The sequence below is a fragment of the Sphingopyxis sp. EU05-FHT14B03 genome, assembly GCF_058790875.1.
Map to the genome: position 1 here is coordinate 286,388 of NZ_JBYTDC010000003.1, position 24,913 is coordinate 311,300.

Below are 24,913 nucleotides of genomic sequence, written 5' to 3' on the forward strand. Positions count from 1 at the left end.
ATGACGATGATGGAGGCGTCCGCTTCCCACCCCAAAAGCCGACCTGCCGACGGCAAAACGGAAAACCGGCGCGGATCGCTCCGCGCCGGGTCCCCCGTGTAAACCTGCTATGAAAAAAGGCGCTGCGCGTCAGGCGACGCGGCGCACTTCATTGCCTTCTTCGTCGATGTCGCGCAGCACATAGCCGCGGCCCCAGACGGTCTCGATGTAGTTTTCGCCGCCGCACGCGAGCGCGAGTTTCTTGCGCAGCTTGCAGATGAAGACGTCGATGATCTTGAGTTCGGGTTCGTCCATGCCGCCATAAAGGTGGTTCAGGAACATTTCCTTGGTCAGCGTCGTGCCCTTGCGCAAGCTGAGCAGCTCGAGCATCTGATATTCCTTGCCGGTCAGATGGACGCGGGTGCTGTCGACCTCGACCGTCTTGGTGTCGAGATTGACCGCCAGCTTGCCGGTCTTGATGACGCTCTGGCTGTGGCCCTTCGAACGGCGGACGACCGCATGGATGCGGGCGACCAGTTCGTCGCGGTGGAACGGCTTGGTGACATAATCGTCGGCACCGAAGCCGAACGAGCGTACCTTCGAATCCATTTCGGAAATGCCCGACAGGATCAGCACCGGCGTCTGCACCTTGGCGGTGCGGAGCTTTTTCAGCACGTCATAGCCGTGCATGTCGGGCAGGTTCAGGTCGAGCAGGATGATGTCGTAATCATAGAGCTTGCCCAGATCCAGGCCCTCTTCCCCCAGATCGGTGGAATAGACGTTGAAGCCTTCGGTCGTGAGCATCGTGTCGATCGCCTTGGCGGTCGTCGGCTCGTCCTCGATCAGCAATACGCGCATTGGGCACCCCTTGACTGTTTCCCACGATGACCCCGCGACCCGTCCGCTTGATCACCTGCGTGATGTCACCGACCGAACCCCTGTTGCGGGACTGCCGGAACATTAACCATGAAAGCAATGAAGGGAAAAGGTTAATTTTGATTTAACCCGCAGGAATCCACGAGTCGCGAGGCATTCATGCCACAGTTTCGGGTCCCGAACGCCCCGAAGCGAGCATTAGATGCTGCGCATGCGCACCGGTGCAGGAGCGCTTGAGCGTGTCGACCAGATGGTCCGACAACGCCTTGACCCGCGCCGGGCGCAGCCGCGATGGTGGCGAAAGAAGGTGAAGATAGGATTGCGGCAGCGACCAGTCGGTGAGGATGCGGACGACCTCGCCCTTCACCAGCGCCTCCTCGGCGATGAAATCGGGAAGCACCGCGATGCCGCCACCGGCGATCAACAGCGGGATCATGATGTCGCCATTGTTGGTAAAGAGCGGCCCGGTCGGGATCACCGTCGCCTCTTCGCCGTCGCGGTGGAACCGCAGCGGCATCGCGCGTTCGCGGTGGCCGTATCCGATCAGCCGGTGGCGGCCGAGGTCGAGCGGGTGGCGCGGGGTGCCCTGTTTTTCCAGATAGGCCGGGCTCGCGATCACCGATCCCGCGACCGGCGCGATGGTGCGCGCGAGCAGGCTCGAATCCTCCATGCTCGCGATGCGCAACGCCAGGTCGATCCCCTCGGCGACGACATCATGGCGCGCATCGCTCAGCATCACCTCGATCTCGACCGCGGGGTGCATTTCGAGGAAGGTCGCGAGCGGGCCGCCGAGCACCTTGATCCCGAAGCTCATCGGCGCGGCGAGGCGGATCGGACCGGCCAGGTCGTTGCGGTCGCCGCGCGCCGCCTCGGTCGCCGTGGTCGCCGCCGCGACCATCGCATGCGCCTCGCCGAGCAGCCCGGCGCCGGCGGTCGAGACAGTCACCGTGCGCGAACTGCGGTGGAGCAAGGCGATGCCGAGCGATGCCTCGAGCCGGGTCACCGCCTTCGACACGCTCGCCTTCGACAGGCCAAGCGTCGTCGCGGCGGCGGTAAAGCTGCCGCTATCGGCGACGGCGGCGAAACAGGCCCAGCCTTCATAATCGGGAAGCGCCATTCTCTTCGTCCTCTATTGCCTGCCCATGGTCGCCACCTGTTGCCCCGTCATTGCGAGCGAAGCGAAGCAATCCAGGGCGGATTACGCACACTCTGGATTGCCGCGTCGCCTCCGGCTCCTCGCAATGACGAGGTCAAAAATGGAAACGATAGATTTCCATCTACGCTATTTTAGAAACAATCCCAATCGCTATCTTGGCTTCAACAAGACGGCCCCCGGCACCCGCCGCAGGCCCGAACGAAAGGACGACGCCATGATCGACATTCGCAAATTCGACAGCCTCGGCCACGCCAATCACGGCTGGCTCGACGCCCGCCACCATTTCTCCTTCGCGAACTACCATGATCCGAAACGCATGGGCTGGGGCGCGCTGCGCGTGTGGAACGACGATGCCATCGCGGCGCAGGCAGGGTTCCCCCCGCACCCGCACCGCGACATGGAAATCATCACCTATGTCCGCAGCGGCGCGATCACCCACCGCGACTCGATGGGCAACACCGGCCGTACCGCGGCGGGCGATGTCCAGGTGATGAGCGCCGGCACCGGCGTGACGCACAGCGAGTTCAACCTCGAGGACGAGCAGACCACGCTGTTCCAGATCTGGATCATGCCCGACCGCGCCGGTGGCAACCCCGGCTGGGGCGCGCGCCAGTTCCCGCAGGCCGATCGGTCGGGCCAGTTCGTGACGCTCGCCAGCGGCATCGAAGGCGATGACGCTTTGCCGATCCGCGCCGACGCCCGGGTGGCGGCGGCAACGGTGAACGCCGGCGAGACGGTCTCCTACGACCTCGAAGCCGGGCGCCACGCCTATCTCGTCGCCGCCAAGGGTCGCATCCGCGTCAATGGCGAGGACGCCGATCCCCGCGACGGCATCGCGCTGCGCGATGTCGGCACGATCGAGGTCGAGGCGATCGACGACGCCGAACTGGTGCTGGTCGACAGCCTGTAACGAAGCCCCGGGCCGCCGCCTCTCCCCCTCCCCTGGCGGCGGCCCACCCCTGTGCCGCGAGTTCCCCTCCCCCCGGTAAATGAACTCGCGGCACCCCCTTATTCCGCCCATTCAAGTCAAAGGAGTTCCGTCATGTCCCATATTCTTCGCATCGATGCCTCGGCCCGCAACAGCGGTTCGACCACCCGCCAACTCACCGACCAGCTCGTCGCCCGCCTTGTCGAACAGGGCTATGGCGCCGCGGTCACCCAGCGCGACCTTGCGCTCACCCCGCCGGCGCTGCTGACCGAAAACTGGGTCGGCGCCAATTTCACCGACGATGCCGAGCGCAACGACGACCAACGCGCGGCCCTCGCGCTTTCGGACGAGCTGATCGCCGAACTCGAAGCCGCCGACACCATCGTCATCGGCGTGCCGGTCTATAATTTCGGCATCCCCGCCGCGCTCAAGGCGTGGGTCGACCTGATCGCCCGCGCCCGTCGCACCTTCCGCTACACCGAGACCGGCCCCGAAGGCCTGCTCAAGGGCAAGAAGGCCTATCTCGTCGTCGCCTCGGGCGGCGTGCCGGTCGGCAGCGATTATGATTTCGCGAGCCGCTACATGCTCCAGCTGCTCGGCTTCGTCGGCATCACCGACGTGCAGATCATCGCCGCCGACCAGCAGATGGTGGACGGCGAAGCGATCGCCCGCGCGACTGCGTCGATCGCCGACCTCAAGCAGGCGGCCTGAATCGATGCGCCGTCTCCCGAGCCTTTTCGTTTCGCACGGCTCGCCGATGATGGCGCTCGAGCCCAGCCCGGCGCGGACCTTCCTCGCCGGGCTGGGCACCCAATTGCCGCGCCCGCGTACAATCCTGATGGTGTCGGCGCACCACGACGCGGCGTACCAAGGGGGCCGCGCGACGGTGACCTCGTCGGCGAACCCGCCGACGATCCACGACTTCGGCGGCTTTCCCGACGAACTCTTTGCGATGCGCTATCCGGCGCCGGGCGACCCGGCGCTCGCGGCGCGCATCGTCGCTCTGCTCGGCGACCACCGCCTGACGGTCACCGCCGATCCCGAACGCGGGCTCGACCATGGCGCCTGGGTGCCCTTGTCGCTGACCTATCCGCAGGCCGATATCCCCGTCGTCCAGCTCTCGATCGCGTCGAACGCCTCGCCCGAATGGCATTATGCGCTCGGCCAGGCGCTGACGCCGCTGCGCGACGACGGCGTGCTGATCATCGGGTCGGGCAGCATCACCCACAACCTCCGCGCGCTCTTCTCGGCACGCCCCGCCATCGACGCCCCCGCCCCGGCGTGGGTGACCGGTTTCACCGACTGGGTTGCCGAACGCATGGCGGCGGGCGCGGTCGACGATGTGCTGCACGCGGTCGAGCGGGCGCCGCACGGTCACGACAATCACCCGACGATGGACCATATCCTGCCCTTGTTCGTCGCGATGGGCGCGGGCGCCACGCCCTTCGCGGCCGAGCGGCTGCACGCCAGCACGACCTATGGTCTGCTCGGCATGGACGTTTATTCTTTCGGCTGACCGGCGCGCGGCCTATAGGCCGCCGATGTTACTCACCGACCATATCCTGTTCCTCGACGGCGAGGCGATCGTCGTCGACAAGCCGGCGGGCCTGCCCGTCGATGCGCCGCGCGATGGCGGCATCAGCCTGATCAATCATCTCGACACGCTGAAGTTCGGGTTCAAGCGCTGGCCGCTCGCGGTCCACCGGCTCGACCGCGACACCTCGGGATGCCTCCTGCTCGCGCGCAATCCTAAGGCGCATGGCCGCTTCACCCGGGCATTCGAGGCGCGCGAGGTCGAAAAGGCCTATCTCGCGATTGTCGACGGCATCGTCGCGGGCGAGCGCGGCACGATCAACCTGCCGCTCGCCAAGGTTTCGACCGCCGAGGACGGCTGGCGCATGGTCGGCGACGCCGACGGCAGCAAGCGCGGCAAGCCGTCGATCTCGCATTGGGAAAAGCTCGCCGAGGCGGGCGGTCGCAGCCTGTTGCGCTTCCGCCCCGAAACCGGGCGCACCCACCAGTTGCGCGTCCACGCGCTCGAAGGCCTCGGCTTTCCGCTCGTCGGCGACCCCGTCTATGGTAGCGGCGGTCCGCGCGATCGCACGATGCTCCACGCCGAGCGGCTGGTGGTGGCGCGCGGCGACAAGCCGTCGATACTCGCCGAAGCCCCCTTCCCCGACCGCTTCACCGCGCTGGGTTTCGCCGCGCCGGAGGGTGCGGAGCCGACGCGTGGCTGAGATTCCGGAATCGGCGATCAGCGAGAAATTCCTCGCCGGAACCGGGCCGGGCGGGCAGAATGTCAACAAGGTCGCGACCGCGTGCCAGCTGCGCGTCAACGTCTATGCGCTCGGGCTCGACCCCGAAGCCTATAAACGGCTGAAAACCCTCGCCGGCAGCCGGATGACGACCGATGGCGAACTCGTCATCCTCGCGCGCCGCTATCGCACCCAGGAAGCGAACCGCGCCGACGCGCGCGAACGGCTGACCGCGCTGGTCGATGCCGCGCGCGTCCGCCCCGAACGGCGAGTGAAGACCAAGCCGAGCAAGGCGGCGAAGGCGCGCCGCGTCGACAGCAAGAAGGCGCGCAGCACGATCAAGGCGGGCCGCGGCCGCGTCCGCCCGTCGGACTGAGGCGCAAACCGTCCCGCCGCGAGACAGTAAAGCCGCGTTCCGAAGATATTTACGCTCTCCGTTTACCGCTGCGAAAGCATCGCCCCCTAGATTCGCCGCTCCACTTCAACGGGAACGCAGCCGACCGTGAAACACTCTGGTACATTCTCCACCAAGCCGGGCGCCCAAACCCGCGGCGCCGAGCGCGCGCAGGTCAAGGCGAACGCGCGGTTTCGCGAGGCGGGCTTCAACCCCTATGACGCCGAGTTGTTCGACCTGTCGTCGACCGGCTTTCGCATGAACACCTTCGCGCGCCCGGCGATCGGCAAGCATATCTGGGTCAGCCTGCCCGGGCTGCAGCAACTCGAATGCATCGTCCGCCGCGTCGACGGCAATGAATATGGCTGCGAGTTCGTCAACCCGCTGCACCCGTCGGTCGCCGCGCATATGCAGAGCAAGCTCAGCACCCCGCTGCGCTGAGCCTCAGCCTTCGGGCTTTTCCGACTTCTTCAAAATATGCTTCCACTCGGCGGGCGTCACACGCCCGACCGACAGCCGTGACAGCCGGATCAGGTCCATGTCGGCGAGCTTGGGATCGGCCTTGATCGCCGCCAGCGTCACCGGATGCGCGAGCGGACGAACCGGCGCGACGCGCACGATCACCCAGGGAGAACCCTCGTCGGCGGTCGGATCGGGCGACGCCTCCTCGACGATCTCCATGATCCCGACGCATTCCTTGCCGATATTGCTGTGATAGAAGAGCGCCTCGTCGCCGACCTTCATCGCTTTCATGTTGAGTTTCGCGGTGTGGTTGCGCACCCCGTCCCACATGCCCTTGCCGTCCTTGACGAGCGTTTCCCACGCATAGGCGTCGGGTTCGGATTTCATCAGCCAATAATGTTTTGCCATGACCGCGGGTCTAGCCGAGCCATGGGCGGGACGGAACCGCCTTTTTCCCTTTAACCCCGCCGCCGCAGCGCCTAAATCGCATCGCATGACGCGCGCCACCGGCGCCGCCCCCAGACAGATGGAATGAATACATGACCGCCGCCGTTCCCGTTATCTCCATGGCGCTGCCCGCCGACCAGTTCGCGCAGGAATTCGGCGCCTCCTTCGAACGCTTCGGCTTCGCGATGATCACCGACCATGGCATCGACCCCGATCTGATCGACGAAGCCTGGGACAAGGCGAAGGAATTTTTCGCGCTCTCCGAGGATGAAAAACGCGCCTATCACATCCCCGGCGGCGGCGGCGCGCGCGGCTACACGCCGTTCGGGACCGAGATCGCCAAGGGCGCGAAGGAGGTCGACCTCAAGGAATTCTGGCACGTCGGCCGCGACCTGCCCGCCGGCCACCGCCTCGCCGCGCAGCAGCCGAACAATGTCTGGCCCGCCGAGGTCGCGGGCTTCCGCACCGCTTACGACAAGCTCTTCGCCGAATTCGACCGCGTCGGCGGCCGCCTGCTCTCGGGCATCGCGCGCTATCTGAAGCTCGACCCCGCCTTCTTCGACGACACGGTGCAGGACGGCAACAGCGTGATGCGCCTGCTCCATTACCCGCCGGTCGAGGCGCCCGCGAAGGGCATCCGCGCCGAGGCGCATGAGGATATCAACACGATCACCCTGCTGCTCGGCGCCGAGGAAGCGGGGCTGGAAATCCTGGACAAGGACGGCAGTTGGCTCCCCGTCTCGCCCCCGCCGGGCGCGATGGCGGTCAATGTCGGCGACATGCTCCAGCGGCTGACCAACAACCGCCTGCCCTCGACGACGCACCGCGTCCGCAACCCCGACGCGGGGCGAGCGAGCGTCGCGCGTTATTCGATGCCCTTTTTCCTCCACTTCCGGTCGGACTATCCGATCGAGACGCTGGATAATTGCATCAGCGCGTCGCACCCGAACCTCTATCCGACGCCGATCACGGCGGATGAGTATCTGCAGGAACGGCTGCGCGAGATCGGGTTGAAGAAGTAAGCCCGGACACGGCGGCAATGCACTGGAAAGACAAGGTCGGTGAGGCTGTGGTCGGCGGACTGGCGGGACTCGCCGTCGTCGTCGTCTTCCTGATCGCGCAGGCCATCCTTTACGGCGCGACGCCCGGCGACTGGCTCGCCTTCGCCGGCGCCATGATCGGTATCGGCGGAGCGACCGGCACCGCCATCTATGTCGCCGACCGCTCCCGCCGCACCGCCCGGCGCGACGACGTCAATTTACTGGGCGGTGCGATGCATGATCTCGACGCCACGCTCGCGAAGATCGCGCGCGGCGACGCGGGCGGGCCGGACAAGGCGAAGCAGAAGGACAGCATCGTCCTGCTGCTCACCCAGCTCGAATTCGGGCGCGAGGTTTTCGCCCATGCGCTCACGACCTCGCGGATCGACGACGTCGCGCTATGGCGGCACGTACGCCTCATCGAGAAAAGCATCGCCGATAACGCGAAGATGATCGCGCGCGAAACCGCGATCGTCAGCAAGAACGAGCCGACCGACGACATCCTCCGCATCTACCGTGAACATACGAAGGCTTTTGCAAACGAATTACGGCCGCTGCTGCGCAGTGCAATCGAGCGCATCGATCGGCTCTGAGGCGCGCTGAGTCGCGACACACGTCGCCACGATCAGCGCCGCTTCCGGCGCAGCACCCTTGCGTGCGACAGGACTATTTCGCCGTCACTGCCATTGAAAGGCAGAAGGTTCGACAGACCGATTCCCGCCGACAGGATCGCCAGAACCTCGGCAGAACGGTGGAGCAGCGCGCCGATCCACACGCATTTTTCCTGCCGCGCGACCTCGGCAAACGCGCGCCGCATCGCGTCCTCGTCGGGCAGCCCGGCATAGCCCCCGCTGATCGCGATCATCGGATCGCGCGAGACGATGCAAGCGGTCGGGTCGGGGAGAAACAGCAGCGCCGCGCCCGCAACCAACGCCAGAAGCAAATTGGCGCCCGGCCCGGCCAGCGCGATCGCGAGGGCGCTCTTCGAGGAATGCTGGACCGGATGCGGCGCATAAGAAACGTAACCACCCACCTCCGCCTTGTGCGGTAAGCGGCGAAACGAGAGCCGCCTCTTGGGCACGTCATAATGGATGCCCATGACGCAGATAGCGCGCAGCGTTGCACCCCAGCGCACCACCGCCCAGGCATGGCCGAGTTCGTGGATCAGGATGACGAGGAAATTCAGGGCGACGATCAGCGCTATGACCGCCCAAAGGTCGAGACGCAGTTCCCTAAGCCCGGCGAAGACGATGAAACTCAGGACCGACTGCACAAGATATGCGAGCTGTCTGATCACCTATCGCCCCGACCAATAATCGAACACCGCCTGCTGCTGCTCCTTTATGAAGCGCGCCGCCGCCGCGCCCTCCCACGGGCCGTGATAACCGAGCAGCAGCGCCGTCCCGCCGACCCACCAGCCCTGTCCCGGCAGACGGTCGCTTTCACGCACCACCAGCACCGCCATGTCGGGCTGACCGTCCGCCGCGCACAACCGGTCGACCTCCTCGAGCGTGCGGCATACCGCGCGCATCTTGGGCCGGGTGAAACGAAAGCCAAGGTCGCCGAGCAGTTCGGAGTAGCTGACGCTGCGCCCTTCGCGCGCCGCTTCGGTCAGGATCGCGCGGATGCGCGGCGCATCACCGAGCGCACTGACGTCCGCCGGAACCGGCGCGTCGGCATCGAGGCCGGGGTCAAGCGCCACGCTTTTTCACGACCCATGTTTTTTCGGCGGCCAGGGGATGAAGCCCGACGTGCGCGCGACATAGGCGTCATAGCCTGGCCGCGTGTGCTTCATGCCGCGTTCGAGCAGCGCCTTGCCCGACCATTTGGTCAGCGTGAAGCTCAGGAACAACGGCCCGATCACGCTCGCCGCCGCGACCCACAGCGCCGCGTCGGCGGCGACGAGCCAGATCCCCCACCAGGTCAGCGCATCGCCGAAATAATTGGGATGTCGCGTATAGCGCCACAGCCCGGTGTCGAGGATCTTGCCCTGATTGTCGGGGTCGCCGCGAAACCGGTCGAGCTGCCAGTCGCCGACGCTCTCGAATGCGATGCCGGTGAGCGCCGCCGCGACCCCGATCCAGCCGATCACCCCGATTTGGGACGCCGGCGATGCCGCGCTTGCGAAAACGCCGATCTGCGCCGGCAGGCTGGTGACGAACAGCAGCGGCGCCTGGGTCAGGAAGACGCTGACCAGCGCGGTCGTTTCCCACCCCCAATGGCGCTTTTTCATGATCCCCGCGATGATCTTTTCGTAACGCGGGTCTTCGCCGCTCCGCCGCCAGCGGATGAACAGGTGGATCGCGAGGCGCAGCCCCCACAGCGTCGTCAACCCGAGCAGCAATTGCGCGCGCAGCCCTTCGTTACCGACCTGGATCGCGGTGCCCCACGCGAGCAGCACCATGCCGAAGGCCCAGAAGGCATCGATGAAGGACACGTCACGGATCGACAGCGCGATCAGCCACAGCACGCCGATGACCAGGATCAGGCCGAAGAAATTGGTCGCCAACACGATTCCCACGCTCGTCATCGCCGTCTCCTGCCCCTGTTGCGTCCGATCCTAATCCACCCCCACGATATCGTCGATCGACTTCACCGCACGCTCCGGAAATTTCGGGATGCAGCTCTTATAGACCTCCAGCACCTTCATCATGTCGGCGCGAAAGTCGCCCGTCGGCCAGATCAGCGGCCCGAGGCCACCGGTCTTGGTGCCATAATCCATCATGCCGACGACCATCGGCACCTTGGCCGCCATCGCGATCTGGTAGAATCCGGTGCGCCATTTCTTCGCTTTGCCGCGCGTCCCCTCGGGCGCGACCGTCAGCATGAACTCGGCGCGGCGCGCGAATTCGTCGACCATCTGCTGCACCGCGTTGCTGGCATTGTGGCGATCGACCGGGATGCCGCCCATCTGTTTCATGAAGCCCGCGAGCGGCCATTTGAACAGCGACAATTTGCCCATGAAATGCGCGCGGACCTTCAGGTCGGCGGTCAGGCCGAGGAAGTTGACGAAATCCCAGTTGCTGGTGTGCGGCGCCGCGATCAGGATGAAACGCCGCGGTTCGGGCACCTCGCCGACCGCTTTCCAGCCGCGCATCCGGTACATCAGCAACAACAGACGCCGCACGGCGCGCGCCACCAGTCCGGGCGGATGATCGTCGATTTCGGTCACTTAGGCTCCTCTTCCCTGAAGGCGGGGATGCGCGAAAGCCAACAACCACGCAAGAAAAACAACAGGAACGTGCTGAGAACGCAAGCGATGACTGGCGCCAGCTTTGGGTAGGAAGCGGACATGGGAATCCTCCCTGTGGCGAAGCCATGGGGAGGGGGACCGCCGCCGCAGGCGGTGGTGGAGGGGCCGCAACGTCGCGCCATAGCCCCTCCGTCGGCGCTTCGCGCTGCCACCTCCCCTTGGCTGCGCCACAGGGAGGATCAAGAACGCCCCCTCGCGCCCGAAACCGACCTCTCACCCACCCGCGAAAAACTGCTTTCCTAAAAAACCGCGCTATGATCTACCCTGCCGGATGACGGCGTCGCCTGCCCCTTGCAGCTTATCGCGAACCTCCCGCACCCACCCTCCGCTTAAAGCGACAAAGGAGACATTTCGGACGCGTTCGTCCGTATCCTTTGTCTCCTTAAGGCCCGAACCGCCCGTCAATCCGCCTTGCGAGCACCGACGCTTTCTGCTCCCTTCGATCGCAAAGGGGATTTCATCATGAAGACAATCTGGCTGCCGTTGCTGTCCGCGCTGGCCTTCGCCACGCCCGCCGCCGCACAACAGGCGCCGCGTCCCGACCAGATCGCCTTTCGCGAGATTTTCAAGGAGCTGATCGAAACCAACACGACGCTGTCGTCGGGCAGTTGCACCCTCGCCGCCGAGCGCATGGCGACAAGGATGAAGGCGGCGGGTTTTCCGGGCGACCAGCTCACCCTTTTCGCCACCCCCGAACATCCGAAGGAAGGCGGCCTCGTCGCCGTCTATCCGGGCACCTCGAAGACGGCGAAGCCGATCCTGGTGATGGCGCATATCGACGTGGTCGAGGCGAAGCGCGAGGATTGGGAGCGCGACCCCTTCACCCTGTTCGAGGAAAATGGCTATTTCTATGGCCGCGGCACGCTCGACGTGAAGTCGCAGGCCGCGGTGTGGGTCGACATGCTGATCCGCTTCCAGCAGGCGGGCTATAAGCCCAAACGCACGATCAAGATGGCGCTGACTTGCGGCGAGGAAAGCAATGGTGCGTTCAACGGGGTCGAGTGGCTCGCCGCCAACAAGCGCGACCTGATCGACGCCGAATTCGCGCTCAACGAAGGCGGCGGCGGCGACAGCGACGGCAAGGGCCGGGTGATCGGCCAGTCGGTGCAGGTCGGCGAAAAGACCTTTGCCAACTTCCGCCTCGAAACGCGCAATCCCGGCGGGCACAGCTCGGCGCCGGTGCCCGCCAATGCGATCTACGAACTCGCCCGCGCGCTGACCAGGATTGAAGAGCATGACTTTCCGGTCGAGATGACCGACGTGACGCGGCGCTATTTTGCCGAAGCCGGCGCGGTCCGCGGCGACGACATCGGCCGGGCGATGATGGCACTGGCGAAAGACCCGGCGGACACGGCGGCCGAGGCGATCGTCAACAAGGACCCGTTCCTGCACAGCAACCTGCGCACCACCTGCGTCGCGACCTTGCTCGACGGCGGCCACGCCCCCAACGCACTGCCGCAGCGCGCGGGCGCGAACATCAACTGCCGCATCTTTCCCGGGCACAGCATCGAATCGATCAAGGACGAACTGGCGAAGGTCATCGGCGACCCCGGCGTCGCCATAACCCAGTTGCCGCCCAAGCGCCCCGCACCGCCCGCGCCGCCGCTCGACCCGAAGGTCATCGGCCCGATGGAAAGGCTGGTCGCCAAATATTGGCCGGGGCTGAAGGTGATCCCGTCGATGGCGAACGGCTATACCGATGCGACCTTCCTCGGCGCGGTCGGCATCCCGACCTATGGCATCCCCGGCATGTGGGGCGATCCCGACGGCAATGGCGTCCACGGCCTCAACGAACGGATCGAGGTGAAATCGCTCTATGTCGGGCGCGATTATATGGTCGATCTGGTGAAGGCCTATGCGGACTGAGCTTTAACCGACGAACGCGCGCTCGATCACGAAATCGCCCGGCGCGGCGTTCGAGCCTTCCCTGAAGCCCAGCGCTTCGAAGCGCGCCTGCAGGTCGCGGATCATCGCCATGCTGCCGCACATCATGATGCGGTCGCTGGACGGGTCGAACGCCGCCGGTCCGGTCAGCGGATGGCTGAACAGCGCGCCATCGTCGATCAGCGCGTCGATGCGCCCCGTGGTACGGAACGGCTCGCGCGTCACCGTCGGCAGATAATGGAATTGCAGCAACGCCTGATCCTGCACCAGCGGATCGCCGGCGAGCTGGCTTTCGAGGTCGTCGCGGAACGCGAGGTCGCCGACCTGACGCACGCAATGGACCAACACGATCTCGTTGAACCGCTCATAAATGTCGGGATCGCGCGCGAGGCTGAGGAAGGGGGCGAGGCCGGTGCCGGTCGAGAGCAGGAACAGGCGGCGACCGGGGGTCAGCGCGTCGGCGACCAGCGTGCCCGTCGGCTTGCGCCCGAGATAGACGGGGTCGCCGGGCCGGATCGACTGGAGGCGCGAGGTCAGCGGGCCGTCCGGCACCTTGATCGACAGGAATTCCAGTTCGTCGGCCCAGGCGGGACTGGCGATCGAGTAAGCGCGCAGCAGCGGCCGCCCCTCGCCACCCGGCAGGCCGATCATCACGAACTCGCCCGAACGGAAACGAAAGCTCGACGGGCGGGTGATCGTGAAGCTGAACAGGTGGTCGTTCCAATGGCGGACGCTGCGCACCGCTTCGACGGTCAGCGAGGCGGAGGGGGCCAGCTTGGCCGCGGCGGCGATACGGTCGCTCATCACTTGGATTCCTGATGTGTCTTGGGGGGTGGGGCGGAAAGCGGCGACAGGTCGAAACCCGCCGCACCGAGCGCGGCGACCGCGCTGGTCATGGCCCTGGCGATCGGCGCGGCAACATCGGGCGCGACCAGCAACGTCAAAGTGACGCGCAGCCGCACCGCTTCACCACGCGCGGCGTCGCGCCACAGCCCGATGAGAATGGCCTCATCCTCAGCAATCCGGCCGCAGGCCATCGGCGCGAGCGTCAGGCCTGCGCGTCCGTCGCTCGCCAGCATAGCCATCGCGACGTGGAAATCGGGCAGCGCCATTCTGGCATTCATCCCCGAAAAACCGCGGTGCAGTGCGCGTGGCGGGCATTTGCCCCGCTCCGCCGCCCCGACCCAGCCGCGCATCGCCCACAACAGGAAGCGGCCGCCGTTGCACAGGCTGTCCACGGGGCGGTCGACAAAGGCGTACATAAACTCTCCGGCGCTGGCGATGCACCGGCTCTATATGGTATTGCGAGTCATTTGCAATAAACTTCTTCTACGCGGCACCTTCGCCAACATCCGCCCGCCATCAACACCCCCTTTGCCTTGTGGCGCCAGCCTTGCTATCGCGCCGCGACCATGGCGAATTCGACCGACGATCCCGATAGCAACGCACCCGTTCCCGGAATGACCGACACGCCCTTCGACAGCGCGCTGTCGGAGCGCTACCTCGTCTATGCGTTGTCGACGATCACCGCGCGCTCGCTGCCCGACCTGCGCGACGGGCTGAAGCCCGTCCACCGCCGGCTGCTGTGGGCGATGCGCGCGATGCGGCTCGACCCGTCGCAGGGCTACAAGAAATCGGCGCGCGTCGTCGGCGACGTCATCGGCAAATTCCATCCGCACGGCGACACCGCGGTCTATGACGCGATGGTCCGCCTCGCGCAGGATTTCTCGCTGCGCTATCCGCTCGTCGACGGCCAGGGCAATTTCGGCAATATCGACGGCGATAATGCCGCCGCCTATCGTTACACCGAAGCGCGGCTGACGCGCGTTGCCGTCGATCTGATGCAGGGCCTCGACGAGGGCACCGTCGATTTCAAGCCGACCTATAATGGCGAGGACGAAGAGCCCGAGATCATGCCGGGGCTGTTCCCGAACCTGCTCGCCAATGGCGCGAGCGGGATCGCGGTCGGCATGGCGACGAACATCCCGCCGCACAACGCAGCCGAGGTGATCGACGCGGCGCTGGTGCTGATCGAGAACCCGCGCGCCGAGCTGACCGAACTGCTCGACCATGTGAAGGGCCCCGACTTCCCGACCGGCGGCATCGTCGTCGACAGCCCCGAAACGATCGCCCACGCCTATGCCACCGGCCGTGGCGGTTTTCGCGTCCGCGCCCGCTTTTCGACCGGCAAGGCCGAGAGCGGCTGGGAAGATACGGGGATCGAGAAACAGGCGGGCGGCACCTGGCAGCTCGTCATCAGCGAAATCCCCTATGGCGTCGCCAAGGGCAAGCTGATCGAGCAGATCGCGCAGCTCATCGCCGACAAGAAGCTGCCGATCCTCGAGGATGTGCGCGACGAAAGCGCCGAGGACCTGCGCATCGTCCTCGTCCCCAAGAGCCGCAACGTCGACCCCGACGTGCTGAAGGAAAGCCTGTACCGGCTGACCGATCTTGAAAGCCGCTTCGCGCTCAACCTCAACGTGCTCGACGCGACCCGCACGCCCAAGGTGATGGGGCTGCACCAACTGCTCACCGAATGGCTGCAGCACCAGATCGTCGTGCTCGTCCGCCGCGCGCAGCATCGCATCGCGAAGATCGACGACCGGCTCGAACTGGTCGCGGGCTACATCATCGCCTTTTTGAACCTCGACCGGATCATCGAGATCATCCGCACCGAGGACGAGCCCAAGCCGGTGATGATCGCCGAATTCATCCTGACCGACCGGCAGGCCGAGGCGATCCTCAACATGCGGCTGCGTTCGCTGCGCCGCCTTGAGGAAATGGAGCTGAAACGCGAACAGGCGGATTTGACCGCCGAGCGCGAGGAGCTGACGAAGCTGGTCGAGAGTCCGGCGCGGCAGAAGACGCGGCTGCGCAAGGACCTGGAGAAATTGCGCGCCGTCTATGGCCTCGACACCCTGCTCGGCGCGCGGCGCACGACGATCGCCGAGGCGGCGCCGGCGCGCGATATCCCGCTCGACGCGATGATCGAGAAGGAACCGGTGACAGTCATCCTGTCGAAGCGCGGCTGGATCCGCGCCCAGCGCGCGCATGTCGCGGCCGACCAGTGGGGCGAGTTCAAGTTCAAGGAAGGCGACGAGCTCGCCTTTGCCGTCCATGCGCAAACCACGGACAAATTGCTGATCGCGGCGAGCGACGGGCGTTTCTATACCATCGGCGCCGACAAATTGCCCGGCGGCCGCGGCTTCGGCGAGCCGCTGCGGCTGATGGTCGATATCGACCCCGACGCGCGCATCGTCGCGCTGATCCCGGCGAGCGCCGACGGCCGGCTGCTGCTCGCCTCGACCAGCGGGCACGGTTTTGTCGCGCAGATGGGCGAGATCATCGCCGAGACGCGCAAGGGACGAAACGTCGTCAACCTCAAACCCAAGGCGCAGCTCGGCGTTGTGCGGTCGATCGGCGCGGGTGACGACAGCGTCGCGGTGGTCGGCGAGAACCGCAAGCTCGTCGTCTTCCCGCTCGCCGAAGTGCCGGTGATGGCGCGCGGCCAGGGGGTGATGCTGCAACGCTATCGCGACGGCGGGCTGTCCGACGCGGTCGCCTTTGCCTTTGCCGACGGTTTGAGCTGGGCGATGGGCGGCGATACGGGGCGCACGCGCACCGAAACCGACCTGGCGCCGTGGCGGGTAGCGCGCGGCGCGGCGGGGCGCATGCCGCCCACCGGCTTTCCACGGAACAATCGTTTCGGCTGATCGCTTTTCGATGTAGCCGTAAATAGCTTCTTTACCCCCCGCCCCATAGTGTTTGAGCAATGGGGAAAGGTCGCACAAAACCCTCTTTTATGCCTATCGATCGAACCGGCGAGGACCGGCCCCTTCTGTTCGTCGGCTGGATCGACGCATTACCGGTGCCGGCGGCGCTGATCCGGCCGCTCGCGCGCGGCAATTTTCGCCTGCACGCGAGCAACGCCGCCTTCGACCGACTCGCCCTCTCACCCGCCGGTGCGAACGCGCCGATCGAGTTGCGCCGCGCGATCGAACGCGCCGAACAGGCCCCTGATGATACGCAGGAATTTTCCTGCCAGCTGGGCGAGGGCCCGGCGGCGCGCGACCTGCGTGGATCGATCGGACCGCTGTCCGAAGAATGCGGCGACGACAATCTGTTCCTGCTGACGCTGATCGACCGCACCCAGGAAATGATGACCGAGCGCAATCTGCGCCGCGAACTGGTGTCGGACAGCCTGACCGGCCTGCCCAATCGCGCCGGATTCGAGGAACTGGTCGAACAGCGAATCGCCGCCGATGGCGAATCGGACCATGCCATCCTGCTGCTCGACCTGGCGCGGTTCAGCCGCATCAACGAGCATATCGGCCCGCTGGCGGGCGACGAACTGATCATCACCGTCGCACGGCGGCTGAAGTCGAGCCTGCGCAGCGGCGACATATTGGCACGCACCGGCGGCGACGAATTCGCCATCTCGTCGCGCATCGCGGGCGGCCGCGCCGATGTGCGCGAAATCGCGCGCCGCATTCGCGGCTGTTTCGACCACCCCTTTCGCATCGGGGAGCTGAAGGTCAGCGTCGACTGCGCGCTCGGCTGCACGATTCAGCCCGCGGCGGACACCGATGTCGCCGACCAGATCCGCCACGCCCAGATCGCCCTGAAGCGCGCCAAGCAGACCGACCGCATCGAGATTTACGAGCCCGAGGCGGCGATGCTGTCCGACAATCGGTTCGGCCTGGAAACCGCCTTGCGCAGCGCGATCGAGGAGGACCGGCTCCACCTCGCCTTCCAGCCGCTGATCGAGCTGGCGACGGGCAAGGTTTCAGGGTTCGAGGCGCTCGCGCGCTGGGACAATGACGGCAGCCGTTCGATATCGCCGACCGAATTCATCCCCATCGCCGAGGATTCGGGGCTGATCGTCCCGCTCGGCCAATGGGCGATCGCCAAGGCGGCAAGCACCATCGCCGAATGGGATGCCAAGAATGGCGGCGCGCCGGTCGATTGCTATTTTTCCGTCAATGTCTCGGCGATCCAGCTGGTGCGCGACGATGTCGCCGCGGCGGTGCGCCAGGCCCTGGCGTCCAACGGGATCGGCGGCGAGCGGCTGATGATCGAGCTGACCGAAAGCGCGATCATCGGCGATCCCGACCTCGCGCTGTCGGTCCTGAGCGAACTCAAGGCGCTGTCGACGCGCGTCGCGATGGACGATTTCGGCACCGGATATTCGAACCTCGCTTATCTCCAGCGATTGCCGCTCGACGTGCTCAAGATCGACCGCAGCTTCGTCGAGCATATGGTCGAGGACCGCGACAAGGTCGCCATCGTCCGCACGATCCAGAGCCTGGCCGAAGCGCTGGGCATGAAGACGACCGCCGAAGGAGTCGAGACCGCCGACCAGGCGCGGCTGCTGTCGGCGCTCGGTTGCGATTTCGGGCAGGGCTTCCTGTTCGCGCACCCGATGGTCGCCGACACCGCCTTCGATTATTGGCGTCAGTCGCTAACGCGCCCGATCTTCTGATCGAGCAACGCGGCGACGCGCGCCGCATCGGGGAAATCCTCGGCGACCCATGCCGCTTCGACCGCTTTCAACAGCGCCGCGACTTCGGGTCCGACGGTGACACCCCGCGCGACGATCTCGCCGCCCTTGAGCGGGAGGGTCGGAACGGTCCAGCCCGCCAGCGATTGTGCGGCATCCGCCGCCTCGTCGGATCCCGCGGCAAGCAGATAAGCGTCGGTCGCAGCTTCGATGCCGATCTTGTGCGCAAGCTGGCGCGGGGGCGGCAGCGCGGCAGCGCGATGCGCGGCGAGCGCGGAGAGATGTTTCCGCTGGCGCGACGAGAGGCGGAGTCGGCTCGCGACATCCTCGGCGGTCGGTGCGTCCGGCGGGAGCAAGGCGGAAAGGCGGCGGAATGCCGAAGGGGCCGCGCCGGCAGTGGCTTCATTGGCGAGCAGGCGGTCGAGCGTCGCGGCGAAATCGGGAGCGAGTTCGGGCAGGATCACCCCGAACATGCCGTCGGCCGCCATCTGGCCGACGATGGCGCGCGGATCGGGGAGGCCCAATATCTTGGTGAGTTCGTCGGCGACGCGTTCGCGCGACAGGCTTTTCAGCGACTGGCGCGCGGCGATCACCGCCGCATGGCTGTCGGGGTCGAGTTCGCCCTGTCCGAAGCGCGCCGCGAAGCGGTAGAAGCGCAATATCCGCAAATGATCCTCGGCGATGCGCGTGGCGGCGTCGCCGATGAAGCGGATGCGTCCCGCGTCGAGGTCGGCCAGACCGCCGAAATAATCGTCGACCGCACCGGTCAGCGGGTCGGCATAGAGCGCATTGATCGTGAAATCGCGCCGCGCCGCATCGTCCCGCCAGTCGTCGGCGAAGGCGACCGTCGCGCGGCGGCCGTCGGTCGCGACGTCGCGGCGCAGCGTCGTGATCTCGTGCCGTTCGTGGCTGGCGATCGCGGTGACGGTGCCGTGCGCAATGCCAGTAGGCACGACCTTGATCCCCGCCTTTTCGAGCCGCTGCATGACCTGGTCGGGCATCAGCGGGGTCGCAAGGTCGATGTCGGCGACGGGCAGGCCGAGCAGCGTGTCGCGCACCGCGCCGCCGACGAGCTTCACCGCCCCGCCGCGCGCGACCAGCGCGGTCACGATGCGCCGCAGCCCCTCGCCATGGCGCCATTCGGCGTCGGGCAGCACGGTCATCGGTGCCAGCCCGCCGGCATCCGCCGCGCGAGGTTGATGATGATGCCCGCCGTCACGCCCCAAATCCGCCGTCCCTGCCACATCATGTCATAATAATGCCGATCATGGCCCTGCCAATGCGCATGGTGGAGCGCGTAATTTCCGGGATCGAACAGGATATCGATCGGCACCTCGAACCAGTCCTCGACCTCGTCGGGATTGGGATCAAGCGGCAGGTCCGGCGGGATCACACCGAGCACAGGGGTGATATGATAGCCGCTGCCCGACCGATAGGCGTCGCAGGTGCCAGCGATCGTCACGTCGCGTCGGTTGAGTCCGATTTCCTCCTCGGCCTCGCGCAGCGCAGCGTCGACCGCGTCGACGTCGCCGGGATCGATCTTGCCGCCCGGAAAGGCGACCTGCCCCGCGTGGCTACGCAGCCATTGCGGGCGCTGGGTCAGGATGATGCCGGGTTCGGGGCGGTCGGTGAAGGCAATGAGCACAGCGGCATCGCGCAGCGTCGGCGTACCGAGATAGGTTTCGTCCTCATCCTCGCCGGGGAGCAGATTGTCGAGCGCGACGCGCAGCTTGTCGGAGAGCATCAGGCGGCCACCAGCGCGAAGCGCGCGCCATTCGACCAGATCGCGGGTGGATCGTCGCCCTCGGCGAGCGCGAGGTCGGCGATCTCGTAATAGAGCGCGCGGTCGACGCGTGCTTCGAGGCCGTTGCCGAGGGCGCCGCGAACGTGGAGGCGCGGGTCGGGATTGTCGGGGTCGGTGCCGAAGCTCAAGGGATGGTCGGGACCGGCCATCACCAGGTCGTCGGTGTCGAGGCGGAAGACCAGCTTGCGGTCCTTGCCAGCGCCTTCGCTCTTCATCTCGACCGCGCGAAAGGGCATGTCCTCGACCGCGATGGCGAGCTTTTCGGCGGGCGTGACGAGGACGTGGCTGCCGTCGGGTTCGCGGCGCAGGATCGTCGAGAAAAGTCTGATCATCGCGGGGCGGTTGATGCGTCCGCCCTCATGATACCAGCTGCCGTCGGTGCGGATTTCCATCGCGCTGTTGCCGGTGCGCTCGGGGTGCCATTGCTCGACCGGCGGCAATTTGCGCGCCGCGAGCAGTTCGGCCGCCTCGGTCAGCGACAGCTGCGCGAAATCCCTGGGGAGCGATGGCGCGGGGGTTACCATGGCGCCCCGACCTTCGCGGGAAAAATCGGCGAAAAACCGCGCAACTTCATTCGCGATGCGCGTTCGGGATAGCGAAGGGCCGACAGGAGCACCGGCACGAAAACCCCGGAAAACTGCGCAACTTCATTCACGATACGCGTTCCGGGGCGATCTCCCGCAAAAGACGTCAGGGGCCGACCGCGTTTCACCGCCATGGACCCAGGCTTTCGCCGGCGAGCCGCGCGAAGCCGATTCAGAGAAATGGCGGAAAACTGCGCAACTTCATTCGCAAATCGCTGTCGGGAGGGGAGGCAGGGAATCATCGAAAAAAACGCTAAGCGAGCGGGATAATGTAGGACAGCGTTTTTTGCGCCTAGCGCGGGCCGATCATCCCCGCGCCGGTCGGCAGGCCGTGCCCGTTCACCGCGCGCGCGAGCAGACGACGCTTTTCATAGGGGCCGGGCAAATCCCACGCCCCGGTCGCATCGGCGGTGAAGCCGAAGAAGCGGCCATAATATTCGGGGTCGCCGATCATCATCAGTCCGCTGTCGGCCTCGGTCTCCGCGGCCTCCAGCATATAGGCCATCAGCGTGCGGCCATGGCCGGTGCGCTGGAGGTCGGGGCGCACCGCGACGGGGCCGACCATGACGAGCGGGGTCGCGGCGCCAACGGCGTCGACATGCGCGACGGGCCAGCACTGGATCGTGCCGACCAGCGCGCCATCCTCGACCGCCGCGAAGCTCAAAGCCGGCACCGCATCCATGCCCTGACGGATGCGATAGGCGGTTCGTCCAAAGCGGTCCGCCCCGAATGCGGCGTCGAGGATATCCTCGACCGCCGACGGTGCAATATCCGACAATGGAAGTAACTCGACCAACGTGCGCCCTTTCGCTAATGCGGCGGCGCTTTAGGGTCCGGGGTCGGCGATGGAAAGCCGAATGTCGCCCCGGCCGAACAGGAATTTCTTGTGACCGATACATTGTGGCTGGAGGTGGACGGGCTGACCGTCCAGGTGCTGACCGGCATTTATTCCGAAGAAACCCATTTGCCGCAGCCGCTGCGTATTTCGGTGCGCGCCAAGCTGGCGATGGCCGATCATTATGATCCGACGACGCCGCTCAGCCGGTCGAAGAACTATATGCACCTGAAATTCGCGGCGACCGAGGGGCTGCCCAAGGATGTGCATTTCGTGCTGATCGAAAGCGTCGCCGACCATATCATCGACACCCTGTTCCTGCAGGACGACAAGGTCGAGGCGGTCGAGGTCAAGATCGTCAAGCTGGCGATCGCCGAGGAAGGCGAACAGATCGGTATCACGATGCGGCGAACCCGCCCGGGTTTGGGCAAATGACGCAAAAGCTGGCGCTGGTGACGGGTGGCATCCACCGCGTCGGCGCCGCGATTTCGGCGCGGCTGGCGCGTGAAGGCTATGCGCTGGCGCTGCACAAGCGCACCGCTGCGGAGGCCGACCCGGTGCTGGCCGAGGCGCTGGCCGAGACGGGAGCGGTGAGCCACCGCTTCGCCGCCGACCTGTCCGATCCGGCTGCGGTCGATGCGCTGGTGCCGGCGGTGATCGAGAAATTCGGCCGCGCGCCCGACCTGCTGGTCAACAATGCGGCGCATTTCGCCGAGGGCGAATGGACCGACCTGTCGGCGGCGGCGCTCGCCGCGATGATGCAGGTCAATCTGTCCGCGCCGGTGATGCTCGCCAAGGCGCTCGTCGCCGCGAGCGAAGGGCGGCGCCCCGCGATCGTCAACATCGTCGACCAGCGCGTCGTCCACCCGGTGCCCGACCAGATCGCGTACAGCCTGTCGAAATCGGCCTTGTGGCAGGCGACGGCGACGCTGGCGGTCGCGTTCGGCGGCCGCGCACGCGTCAACGCGGTGGCGCCGGGGCTGACGATGGCGACCGGCGATTATTCGGCGCCGCAGGTCGAGCGGCTCGGCAAACGCATGCCGCTCGGCGCGCTGCCGACGCCGGGGCAGATTGCCGATGCAGTGATGTATCTTGCGCGCGCCGAGGCGGTGACGGGGCAGACGATCTTCGTCGACGGCGGCGCGCATCTGGCGCCGATGGCACGCGATTTTGTCGCACTGGAGCGGGATTGAACTGGATATTCCTCCCTGTCGCGAAGCGATGGGGAGGTGGCAGCGCGGAGCGCTGACGGAGGGGCGATAACGCAACGTCGCGGCCCCTCCACCACCGCTTCGCGGCGGTCCCCCTCCCCATCGCTTCGCGACAGGGAGGATTTACCTCAATAAATATGCACCGCCTTGGTGACCAGATAGCCCTCGAGCCCTTCGGGGCCGCTCTCGCTGCCGAAGCCCGATTGCTTGATGCCGCCGAACGGCATGTCGAGGGTCGAGATGACGAAGCTGTTGACCCCGACCATGCCGCTTTCGATGCTGTCGACGATGCGGTTGATGCGGCGGCCATTTTCGGTGAAGGCGAAGGCGGCAAGGCCGAAGGGCAACCGGTTCGCCTGCTCCAGCGCCTCGTCCTCGGTTCCGAACGGGCGGATCAATGCCATCGGGCCAAAAGGTTCGATGTTCATTGCATCGGCCTCGACCGGGACGTCGGCGATCGCGGTCGGCTGGAAGAAATAGCCGTTGCCGGTCGCCTCGCCGCCGGCGATGACGCGCGCGCCCTTCGCCTTGGCGTCGGCGACCAGAGCCTCGAGCGCGGGCACGCGGCGCGCATTGGCGAGCGGGCCCATCTGGGTATCGGCGTCGAGACCGCTGCCGATCTTCACCTTCGCGGTGCGCTCGGCGAAACCCTTGACGAACGCGTCGTAAATGCCCTGCTGGACATAGAAGCGCGTCGGCGAGATGCAGACCTGTCCGGCGTTGCGGAATTTCTGCCACACGACCTTGTCGAGCGTCGCCTCGAGATCGCAATCGTCGAAGATCAGCACCGGCGCGTGACCGCCGAGTTCCATCGTAATGCGCTGAACATTATCCGCGGCGAGCTTCATCAGATGCTTGCCGACCGCGGTCGAACCGGTGAAGCTGACCTTGCGGATCACCGGGCTGGCCAGCAGGTGGCGGCTGATCATGTCGGGATCGCCATAAACGAGCTGGACGGCATCGCCGGGGATGCCGGCGTCGATCAGGCAGCGCATGATCGCGCTGGTGCAGCCCGGGGTTTCCTCCGGCGCCTTGGCGATCACGACGCAGCCCGCGGCGAGCGCGGGGGCGATCTTCTTGACCATCAGATTGACCGGGAAGTTCCACGGGCTGAAACCCGCGACGGGGCCGATCGGATGCCTGGTGACCATTGCGCGCTGTCCGGCCGGACGCTGCAGCACGCGACCCTCGATGCGCTTGCCCTGTTCGGCGAAATAGGCGAGCAACCCCGCCGCCGACAGCACTTCGCCGCGCGCCTCGGCGATCGGCTTGCCCTGTTCGAGCGTCAGCAGCGTGGCGATATGGTCGACGCGTTCGCGGATGATCCCGGCCGCCTTGTGCATCAGCGCGGCACGCTCGTCGGGGGTCTTGGCGCGCCAGCTCGGCCAACCGCGGTCGGCGGCGGCGAGCGCCTCGTCAAGGTCGGCGGCGGTCGCCACCGGCAGCTCGGCGATCGTGCCCGCGGTCGCGGGGTTATAGACCGGCCGCGCCTCGCGCCCCTCGCCGCTTCGCCAGGCGCCGGCGATGAAAAGCTGAAGGTCGGCGTCGTAGGTGGCGGTGTCGGTCATGGGGGGTCCTCGATCAAAAACTTCGTCATTGCGAGCGAAGCGAAGCAATCCAAGGCGGTTTACGCGACTCTGGATTGCCGCGTCGCTTCGCTCCTCGCAATGACAAGGGTGATATAGTCGCCCTCAGCGATAGTTAAAGCTGATGCTGATGCGTTCGCCCTTGCCCGTGTGCGGCATGACCTCGTGGCGCAGCCAGCTTTCCCAAAGGAAGACGCGCCCGGCAGCGGGCTCGGCATAGACGAAGGGCAGCAGATGTTCGGGCGCATCGTCGGTGCGGCCGGGCGCCGCCATCAGCATCGCGAGGCGCGGATCCTCGAGCTTGAGCGCGCCTGATCCCGGCGGGACCGCGACATAGAAGGTCCCCGACACGATGCTGTGCGGATGGATATGGCCGCTGTGGGTGCCGCCGGGTTTCAGGATATTGACCCACAGGCTGTCGAGTTTGAGTGGCTTGGCGAGGTCGAAATGCGCCGCTTTGGCGAAGGCTTTGACCTCCTTGTCGAGCAGCTTTTTCAGGTCATAAAAGGCCGGATCGCGCTCGGGCAGGTCGCCGAGGCTCGCGTAGCTGGTGTAGCCCTTATAGCCATGGTCGCGGCTCCAGCGCCGGCCCGCGCCATCCTCTTCGGCGAACAGCCGGCTGCTTTCCTCCAGCTCTTCGAGCAGGTCCGCCGAACCGATGTCGGCTTCGTAGAAAATACTGGCGAAGAGCGAACGAACGGGCATGATGCGCGCAAAGC

Annotated in this window: 28 protein-coding genes; 13 read left to right on the forward strand and 15 right to left on the reverse strand. The window is 66.1% G+C overall.

Annotated features, from left to right (window positions below; genetic code table 11):
* Window positions 1–129 precede the first annotated feature (129 nt).
* Together ctrA and AC3WS4_RS17905 are read right to left on the reverse strand one after the other, a co-directional pair.
* On the reverse strand, window positions 130–837 hold the full coding sequence (gene ctrA, locus AC3WS4_RS17900; protein WP_056345920.1) for a response regulator transcription factor CtrA: 708 nt from the start codon (window positions 835–837) through the stop codon (window positions 130–132).
* 175 nt (window positions 838–1,012) lie between these two features.
* Window positions 1,013–1,972 carry a LysR family transcriptional regulator gene (locus tag AC3WS4_RS17905; protein WP_492737065.1) on the reverse strand — a complete coding sequence of 320 codons (960 nt, stop codon included), beginning with the start codon at window positions 1,970–1,972 and terminating at the stop codon, window positions 1,013–1,015.
* A 253-nt stretch (window positions 1,973–2,225) separates the two neighbouring features.
* Between AC3WS4_RS17905 and AC3WS4_RS17910 the strand changes: the two genes are divergently transcribed.
* From AC3WS4_RS17910 to AC3WS4_RS17935, 6 genes are all read left to right on the forward strand, one after another.
* Entirely contained in the window at window positions 2,226–2,921 is a 696-nt protein-coding gene (locus tag AC3WS4_RS17910) for a pirin family protein (RefSeq protein WP_492737066.1), read from the forward strand.
* A gap of 132 nt (window positions 2,922–3,053) precedes the next feature.
* Window positions 3,054–3,650 (forward strand): FMN-dependent NADH-azoreductase, encoded by a 597-nt coding sequence (locus AC3WS4_RS17915; protein ID WP_056345915.1) that lies wholly within the window; start codon window positions 3,054–3,056, stop codon window positions 3,648–3,650.
* Window positions 3,651–3,654: 4 nt separating this feature from the next.
* The gene (locus AC3WS4_RS17920; protein ID WP_492737069.1) at window positions 3,655–4,455 is read left to right on the forward strand and encodes a DODA-type extradiol aromatic ring-opening family dioxygenase; all 801 of its coding nucleotides are present in this window, start codon (window positions 3,655–3,657) and stop codon (window positions 4,453–4,455) included.
* Window positions 4,456–4,480: 25 nt separating this feature from the next.
* Entirely contained in the window at window positions 4,481–5,176 is a 696-nt protein-coding gene (locus AC3WS4_RS17925) for an RluA family pseudouridine synthase (RefSeq protein WP_492737071.1), read from the forward strand.
* A complete protein-coding gene (gene arfB, locus AC3WS4_RS17930; RefSeq protein WP_492737073.1) occupies window positions 5,169–5,570 on the forward strand; it encodes an alternative ribosome rescue aminoacyl-tRNA hydrolase ArfB in 402 nt (133 codons plus the stop codon). Before AC3WS4_RS17925 ends, arfB begins: the two co-directional genes overlap by 8 nt.
* Before the next feature lie 126 nt (window positions 5,571–5,696).
* Window positions 5,697–6,029 carry a PilZ domain-containing protein gene (locus AC3WS4_RS17935; RefSeq protein ID WP_492737075.1) on the forward strand — a complete coding sequence of 111 codons (333 nt, stop codon included), beginning with the start codon at window positions 5,697–5,699 and terminating at the stop codon, window positions 6,027–6,029.
* Between the two features lie 3 nt (window positions 6,030–6,032).
* Here AC3WS4_RS17935 and AC3WS4_RS17940 read toward each other — a convergent pair whose 3' ends face one another.
* Entirely contained in the window at window positions 6,033–6,458 is a 426-nt protein-coding gene (locus tag AC3WS4_RS17940; RefSeq protein ID WP_492737077.1) for an EVE domain-containing protein, read from the reverse strand.
* 131 nt (window positions 6,459–6,589) lie between these two features.
* Between AC3WS4_RS17940 and AC3WS4_RS17945 the strand changes: the two genes are divergently transcribed.
* Window positions 6,590–7,519: an isopenicillin N synthase family dioxygenase gene (locus tag AC3WS4_RS17945; protein ID WP_492737079.1), complete on the forward strand. Its 930-nt coding sequence runs from the start codon at window positions 6,590–6,592 to the stop codon at window positions 7,517–7,519.
* Between the two features lie 17 nt (window positions 7,520–7,536).
* Window positions 7,537–8,130, forward strand: a complete 594-nt coding sequence (locus tag AC3WS4_RS17950; protein WP_056345903.1) for a hypothetical protein — start codon at window positions 7,537–7,539, stop codon at window positions 8,128–8,130.
* 32 nt (window positions 8,131–8,162) lie between these two features.
* Here the strand turns inward: AC3WS4_RS17950 and AC3WS4_RS17955 are convergent, their stop codons facing one another.
* The 4 genes from AC3WS4_RS17955 to AC3WS4_RS17970 are packed head-to-tail and all read right to left on the reverse strand — an operon-like array spanning window position 8,163 to window position 10,709.
* A complete protein-coding gene (locus AC3WS4_RS17955; protein ID WP_492737081.1) occupies window positions 8,163–8,834 on the reverse strand; it encodes a site-2 protease family protein in 672 nt (223 codons plus the stop codon).
* Window positions 8,835–9,239 (reverse strand): ribose-phosphate pyrophosphokinase, encoded by a 405-nt coding sequence (locus AC3WS4_RS17960; RefSeq protein ID WP_492737083.1) that lies wholly within the window; start codon window positions 9,237–9,239, stop codon window positions 8,835–8,837. It lies immediately after the preceding gene.
* Between the two features lie 6 nt (window positions 9,240–9,245).
* Window positions 9,246–10,067, reverse strand: coding sequence for a DUF1295 domain-containing protein (locus AC3WS4_RS17965; protein WP_492737085.1), 822 nt, complete (start codon window positions 10,065–10,067; stop codon window positions 9,246–9,248).
* A gap of 30 nt (window positions 10,068–10,097) precedes the next feature.
* On the reverse strand, window positions 10,098–10,709 hold the full coding sequence (locus tag AC3WS4_RS17970) for a lysophospholipid acyltransferase family protein (protein WP_492737087.1): 612 nt from the start codon (window positions 10,707–10,709) through the stop codon (window positions 10,098–10,100).
* A gap of 543 nt (window positions 10,710–11,252) precedes the next feature.
* Here AC3WS4_RS17970 and AC3WS4_RS17975 point away from each other — a divergent pair.
* Window positions 11,253–12,656 (forward strand): M20/M25/M40 family metallo-hydrolase, encoded by a 1,404-nt coding sequence (locus tag AC3WS4_RS17975; RefSeq protein ID WP_492737089.1) that lies wholly within the window; start codon window positions 11,253–11,255, stop codon window positions 12,654–12,656.
* A gap of 3 nt (window positions 12,657–12,659) precedes the next feature.
* Here the strand turns inward: AC3WS4_RS17975 and AC3WS4_RS17980 are convergent, their stop codons facing one another.
* Entirely contained in the window at window positions 12,660–13,478 is an 819-nt protein-coding gene (locus tag AC3WS4_RS17980) for a ferredoxin--NADP reductase (protein ID WP_187141209.1), read from the reverse strand.
* Entirely contained in the window at window positions 13,478–13,936 is a 459-nt protein-coding gene (locus AC3WS4_RS17985; RefSeq protein WP_492737091.1) for a hypothetical protein, read from the reverse strand. Before AC3WS4_RS17985 ends, AC3WS4_RS17980 begins: the two co-directional genes overlap by 1 nt.
* A gap of 150 nt (window positions 13,937–14,086) precedes the next feature.
* On the opposite strand from AC3WS4_RS17985, the gene parC reads away from it, so the two are divergent.
* A complete protein-coding gene (gene parC, locus AC3WS4_RS17990) occupies window positions 14,087–16,387 on the forward strand; it encodes a DNA topoisomerase IV subunit A (protein WP_492737093.1) in 2,301 nt (766 codons plus the stop codon).
* A gap of 89 nt (window positions 16,388–16,476) precedes the next feature.
* Window positions 16,477–18,156 (forward strand): putative bifunctional diguanylate cyclase/phosphodiesterase, encoded by a 1,680-nt coding sequence (locus tag AC3WS4_RS17995; protein ID WP_492737095.1) that lies wholly within the window; start codon window positions 16,477–16,479, stop codon window positions 18,154–18,156.
* On the opposite strand, the gene AC3WS4_RS18000 is transcribed toward AC3WS4_RS17995, so the two are convergent.
* The 4 genes from AC3WS4_RS18000 to AC3WS4_RS18015 all read right to left on the reverse strand — a co-directional run bounded on the left by AC3WS4_RS18000 (window position 18,129) and on the right by AC3WS4_RS18015 (window position 21,358).
* Window positions 18,129–19,337 carry a CCA tRNA nucleotidyltransferase gene (locus AC3WS4_RS18000; RefSeq protein ID WP_187141206.1) on the reverse strand — a complete coding sequence of 403 codons (1,209 nt, stop codon included), beginning with the start codon at window positions 19,335–19,337 and terminating at the stop codon, window positions 18,129–18,131. The genes AC3WS4_RS17995 and AC3WS4_RS18000 overlap by 28 nt on opposite strands.
* Window positions 19,334–19,918 carry a CoA pyrophosphatase gene (locus AC3WS4_RS18005; RefSeq protein ID WP_156377616.1) on the reverse strand — a complete coding sequence of 195 codons (585 nt, stop codon included), beginning with the start codon at window positions 19,916–19,918 and terminating at the stop codon, window positions 19,334–19,336. Before AC3WS4_RS18005 ends, AC3WS4_RS18000 begins: the two co-directional genes overlap by 4 nt.
* A complete protein-coding gene (locus tag AC3WS4_RS18010; RefSeq protein ID WP_492737098.1) occupies window positions 19,918–20,502 on the reverse strand; it encodes a DUF1285 domain-containing protein in 585 nt (194 codons plus the stop codon). Before AC3WS4_RS18010 ends, AC3WS4_RS18005 begins: the two co-directional genes overlap by 1 nt.
* Before the next feature lie 352 nt (window positions 20,503–20,854).
* Window positions 20,855–21,358, reverse strand: coding sequence for a GNAT family N-acetyltransferase (locus tag AC3WS4_RS18015; protein ID WP_492737100.1), 504 nt, complete (start codon window positions 21,356–21,358; stop codon window positions 20,855–20,857).
* Window positions 21,359–21,448: 90 nt separating this feature from the next.
* Here AC3WS4_RS18015 and AC3WS4_RS18020 point away from each other — a divergent pair, with 90 nt between their 5' ends.
* Window positions 21,449–21,832: a dihydroneopterin aldolase gene (locus AC3WS4_RS18020; RefSeq protein WP_056345871.1), complete on the forward strand. Its 384-nt coding sequence runs from the start codon at window positions 21,449–21,451 to the stop codon at window positions 21,830–21,832.
* On the forward strand, window positions 21,829–22,590 hold the full coding sequence (locus AC3WS4_RS18025) for an SDR family oxidoreductase (protein ID WP_492737102.1): 762 nt from the start codon (window positions 21,829–21,831) through the stop codon (window positions 22,588–22,590). The genes AC3WS4_RS18020 and AC3WS4_RS18025 overlap by 4 nt, the downstream gene beginning before the upstream one ends.
* Before the next feature lie 146 nt (window positions 22,591–22,736).
* On the opposite strand, the gene AC3WS4_RS18030 is transcribed toward AC3WS4_RS18025, so the two are convergent.
* Both AC3WS4_RS18030 and AC3WS4_RS18035 read right to left on the reverse strand, forming a co-directional pair.
* Entirely contained in the window at window positions 22,737–24,176 is a 1,440-nt protein-coding gene (locus AC3WS4_RS18030; protein WP_492737104.1) for an NAD-dependent succinate-semialdehyde dehydrogenase, read from the reverse strand.
* Window positions 24,177–24,299: 123 nt separating this feature from the next.
* Window positions 24,300–24,899, reverse strand: coding sequence for a TIGR02466 family protein (locus AC3WS4_RS18035; RefSeq protein WP_492737106.1), 600 nt, complete (start codon window positions 24,897–24,899; stop codon window positions 24,300–24,302).
* Between the last annotated feature and the right edge of the window lie 14 nt (window positions 24,900–24,913).

What these genes read in the sequence shown, in the direction of transcription:
- AC3WS4_RS18000 (WP_187141206.1), bottom strand. Translation starts at nt 19,337, where the DNA reads ATGACCGTGCTGCCCGACGCCGAATGGCGCCATGGCGAGGGGCTGCGG.
- AC3WS4_RS18010 (WP_492737098.1), bottom strand. Translation starts at nt 20,502, where the DNA reads ATGGTAACCCCCGCGCCATCGCTCCCCAGGGATTTCGCGCAGCTGTCG.
- AC3WS4_RS17915 (WP_056345915.1), top strand. Translation starts at nt 3,054, where the DNA reads ATGTCCCATATTCTTCGCATCGATGCCTCGGCCCGCAACAGCGGTTCG.
- AC3WS4_RS17940 (WP_492737077.1), bottom strand. Translation starts at nt 6,458, where the DNA reads ATGGCAAAACATTATTGGCTGATGAAATCCGAACCCGACGCCTATGCG.
- ctrA (WP_056345920.1), bottom strand. Translation starts at nt 837, where the DNA reads ATGCGCGTATTGCTGATCGAGGACGAGCCGACGACCGCCAAGGCGATC.
- AC3WS4_RS17980 (WP_187141209.1), bottom strand. Translation starts at nt 13,478, where the DNA reads ATGAGCGACCGTATCGCCGCCGCGGCCAAGCTGGCCCCCTCCGCCTCG.
- AC3WS4_RS17910 (WP_492737066.1), top strand. Translation starts at nt 2,226, where the DNA reads ATGATCGACATTCGCAAATTCGACAGCCTCGGCCACGCCAATCACGGC.
- AC3WS4_RS18035 (WP_492737106.1), bottom strand. Translation starts at nt 24,899, where the DNA reads ATGCCCGTTCGTTCGCTCTTCGCCAGTATTTTCTACGAAGCCGACATC.
- AC3WS4_RS18005 (WP_156377616.1), bottom strand. Translation starts at nt 19,918, where the DNA reads ATGCTCTCCGACAAGCTGCGCGTCGCGCTCGACAATCTGCTCCCCGGC.
- AC3WS4_RS17995 (WP_492737095.1), top strand. Translation starts at nt 16,477, where the DNA reads ATGCCTATCGATCGAACCGGCGAGGACCGGCCCCTTCTGTTCGTCGGC.
- AC3WS4_RS17920 (WP_492737069.1), top strand. Translation starts at nt 3,655, where the DNA reads ATGCGCCGTCTCCCGAGCCTTTTCGTTTCGCACGGCTCGCCGATGATG.
- AC3WS4_RS17985 (WP_492737091.1), bottom strand. Translation starts at nt 13,936, where the DNA reads ATGTACGCCTTTGTCGACCGCCCCGTGGACAGCCTGTGCAACGGCGGC.
- AC3WS4_RS17965 (WP_492737085.1), bottom strand. Translation starts at nt 10,067, where the DNA reads ATGACGAGCGTGGGAATCGTGTTGGCGACCAATTTCTTCGGCCTGATC.
- AC3WS4_RS17905 (WP_492737065.1), bottom strand. Translation starts at nt 1,972, where the DNA reads ATGGCGCTTCCCGATTATGAAGGCTGGGCCTGTTTCGCCGCCGTCGCC.
- AC3WS4_RS17925 (WP_492737071.1), top strand. Translation starts at nt 4,481, where the DNA reads ATGTTACTCACCGACCATATCCTGTTCCTCGACGGCGAGGCGATCGTC.
- AC3WS4_RS17975 (WP_492737089.1), top strand. Translation starts at nt 11,253, where the DNA reads ATGAAGACAATCTGGCTGCCGTTGCTGTCCGCGCTGGCCTTCGCCACG.
- parC (WP_492737093.1), top strand. Translation starts at nt 14,087, where the DNA reads ATGGCGAATTCGACCGACGATCCCGATAGCAACGCACCCGTTCCCGGA.
- AC3WS4_RS17950 (WP_056345903.1), top strand. Translation starts at nt 7,537, where the DNA reads ATGCACTGGAAAGACAAGGTCGGTGAGGCTGTGGTCGGCGGACTGGCG.
- AC3WS4_RS17945 (WP_492737079.1), top strand. Translation starts at nt 6,590, where the DNA reads ATGACCGCCGCCGTTCCCGTTATCTCCATGGCGCTGCCCGCCGACCAG.
- AC3WS4_RS18025 (WP_492737102.1), top strand. Translation starts at nt 21,829, where the DNA reads ATGACGCAAAAGCTGGCGCTGGTGACGGGTGGCATCCACCGCGTCGGC.
- AC3WS4_RS18030 (WP_492737104.1), bottom strand. Translation starts at nt 24,176, where the DNA reads ATGACCGACACCGCCACCTACGACGCCGACCTTCAGCTTTTCATCGCC.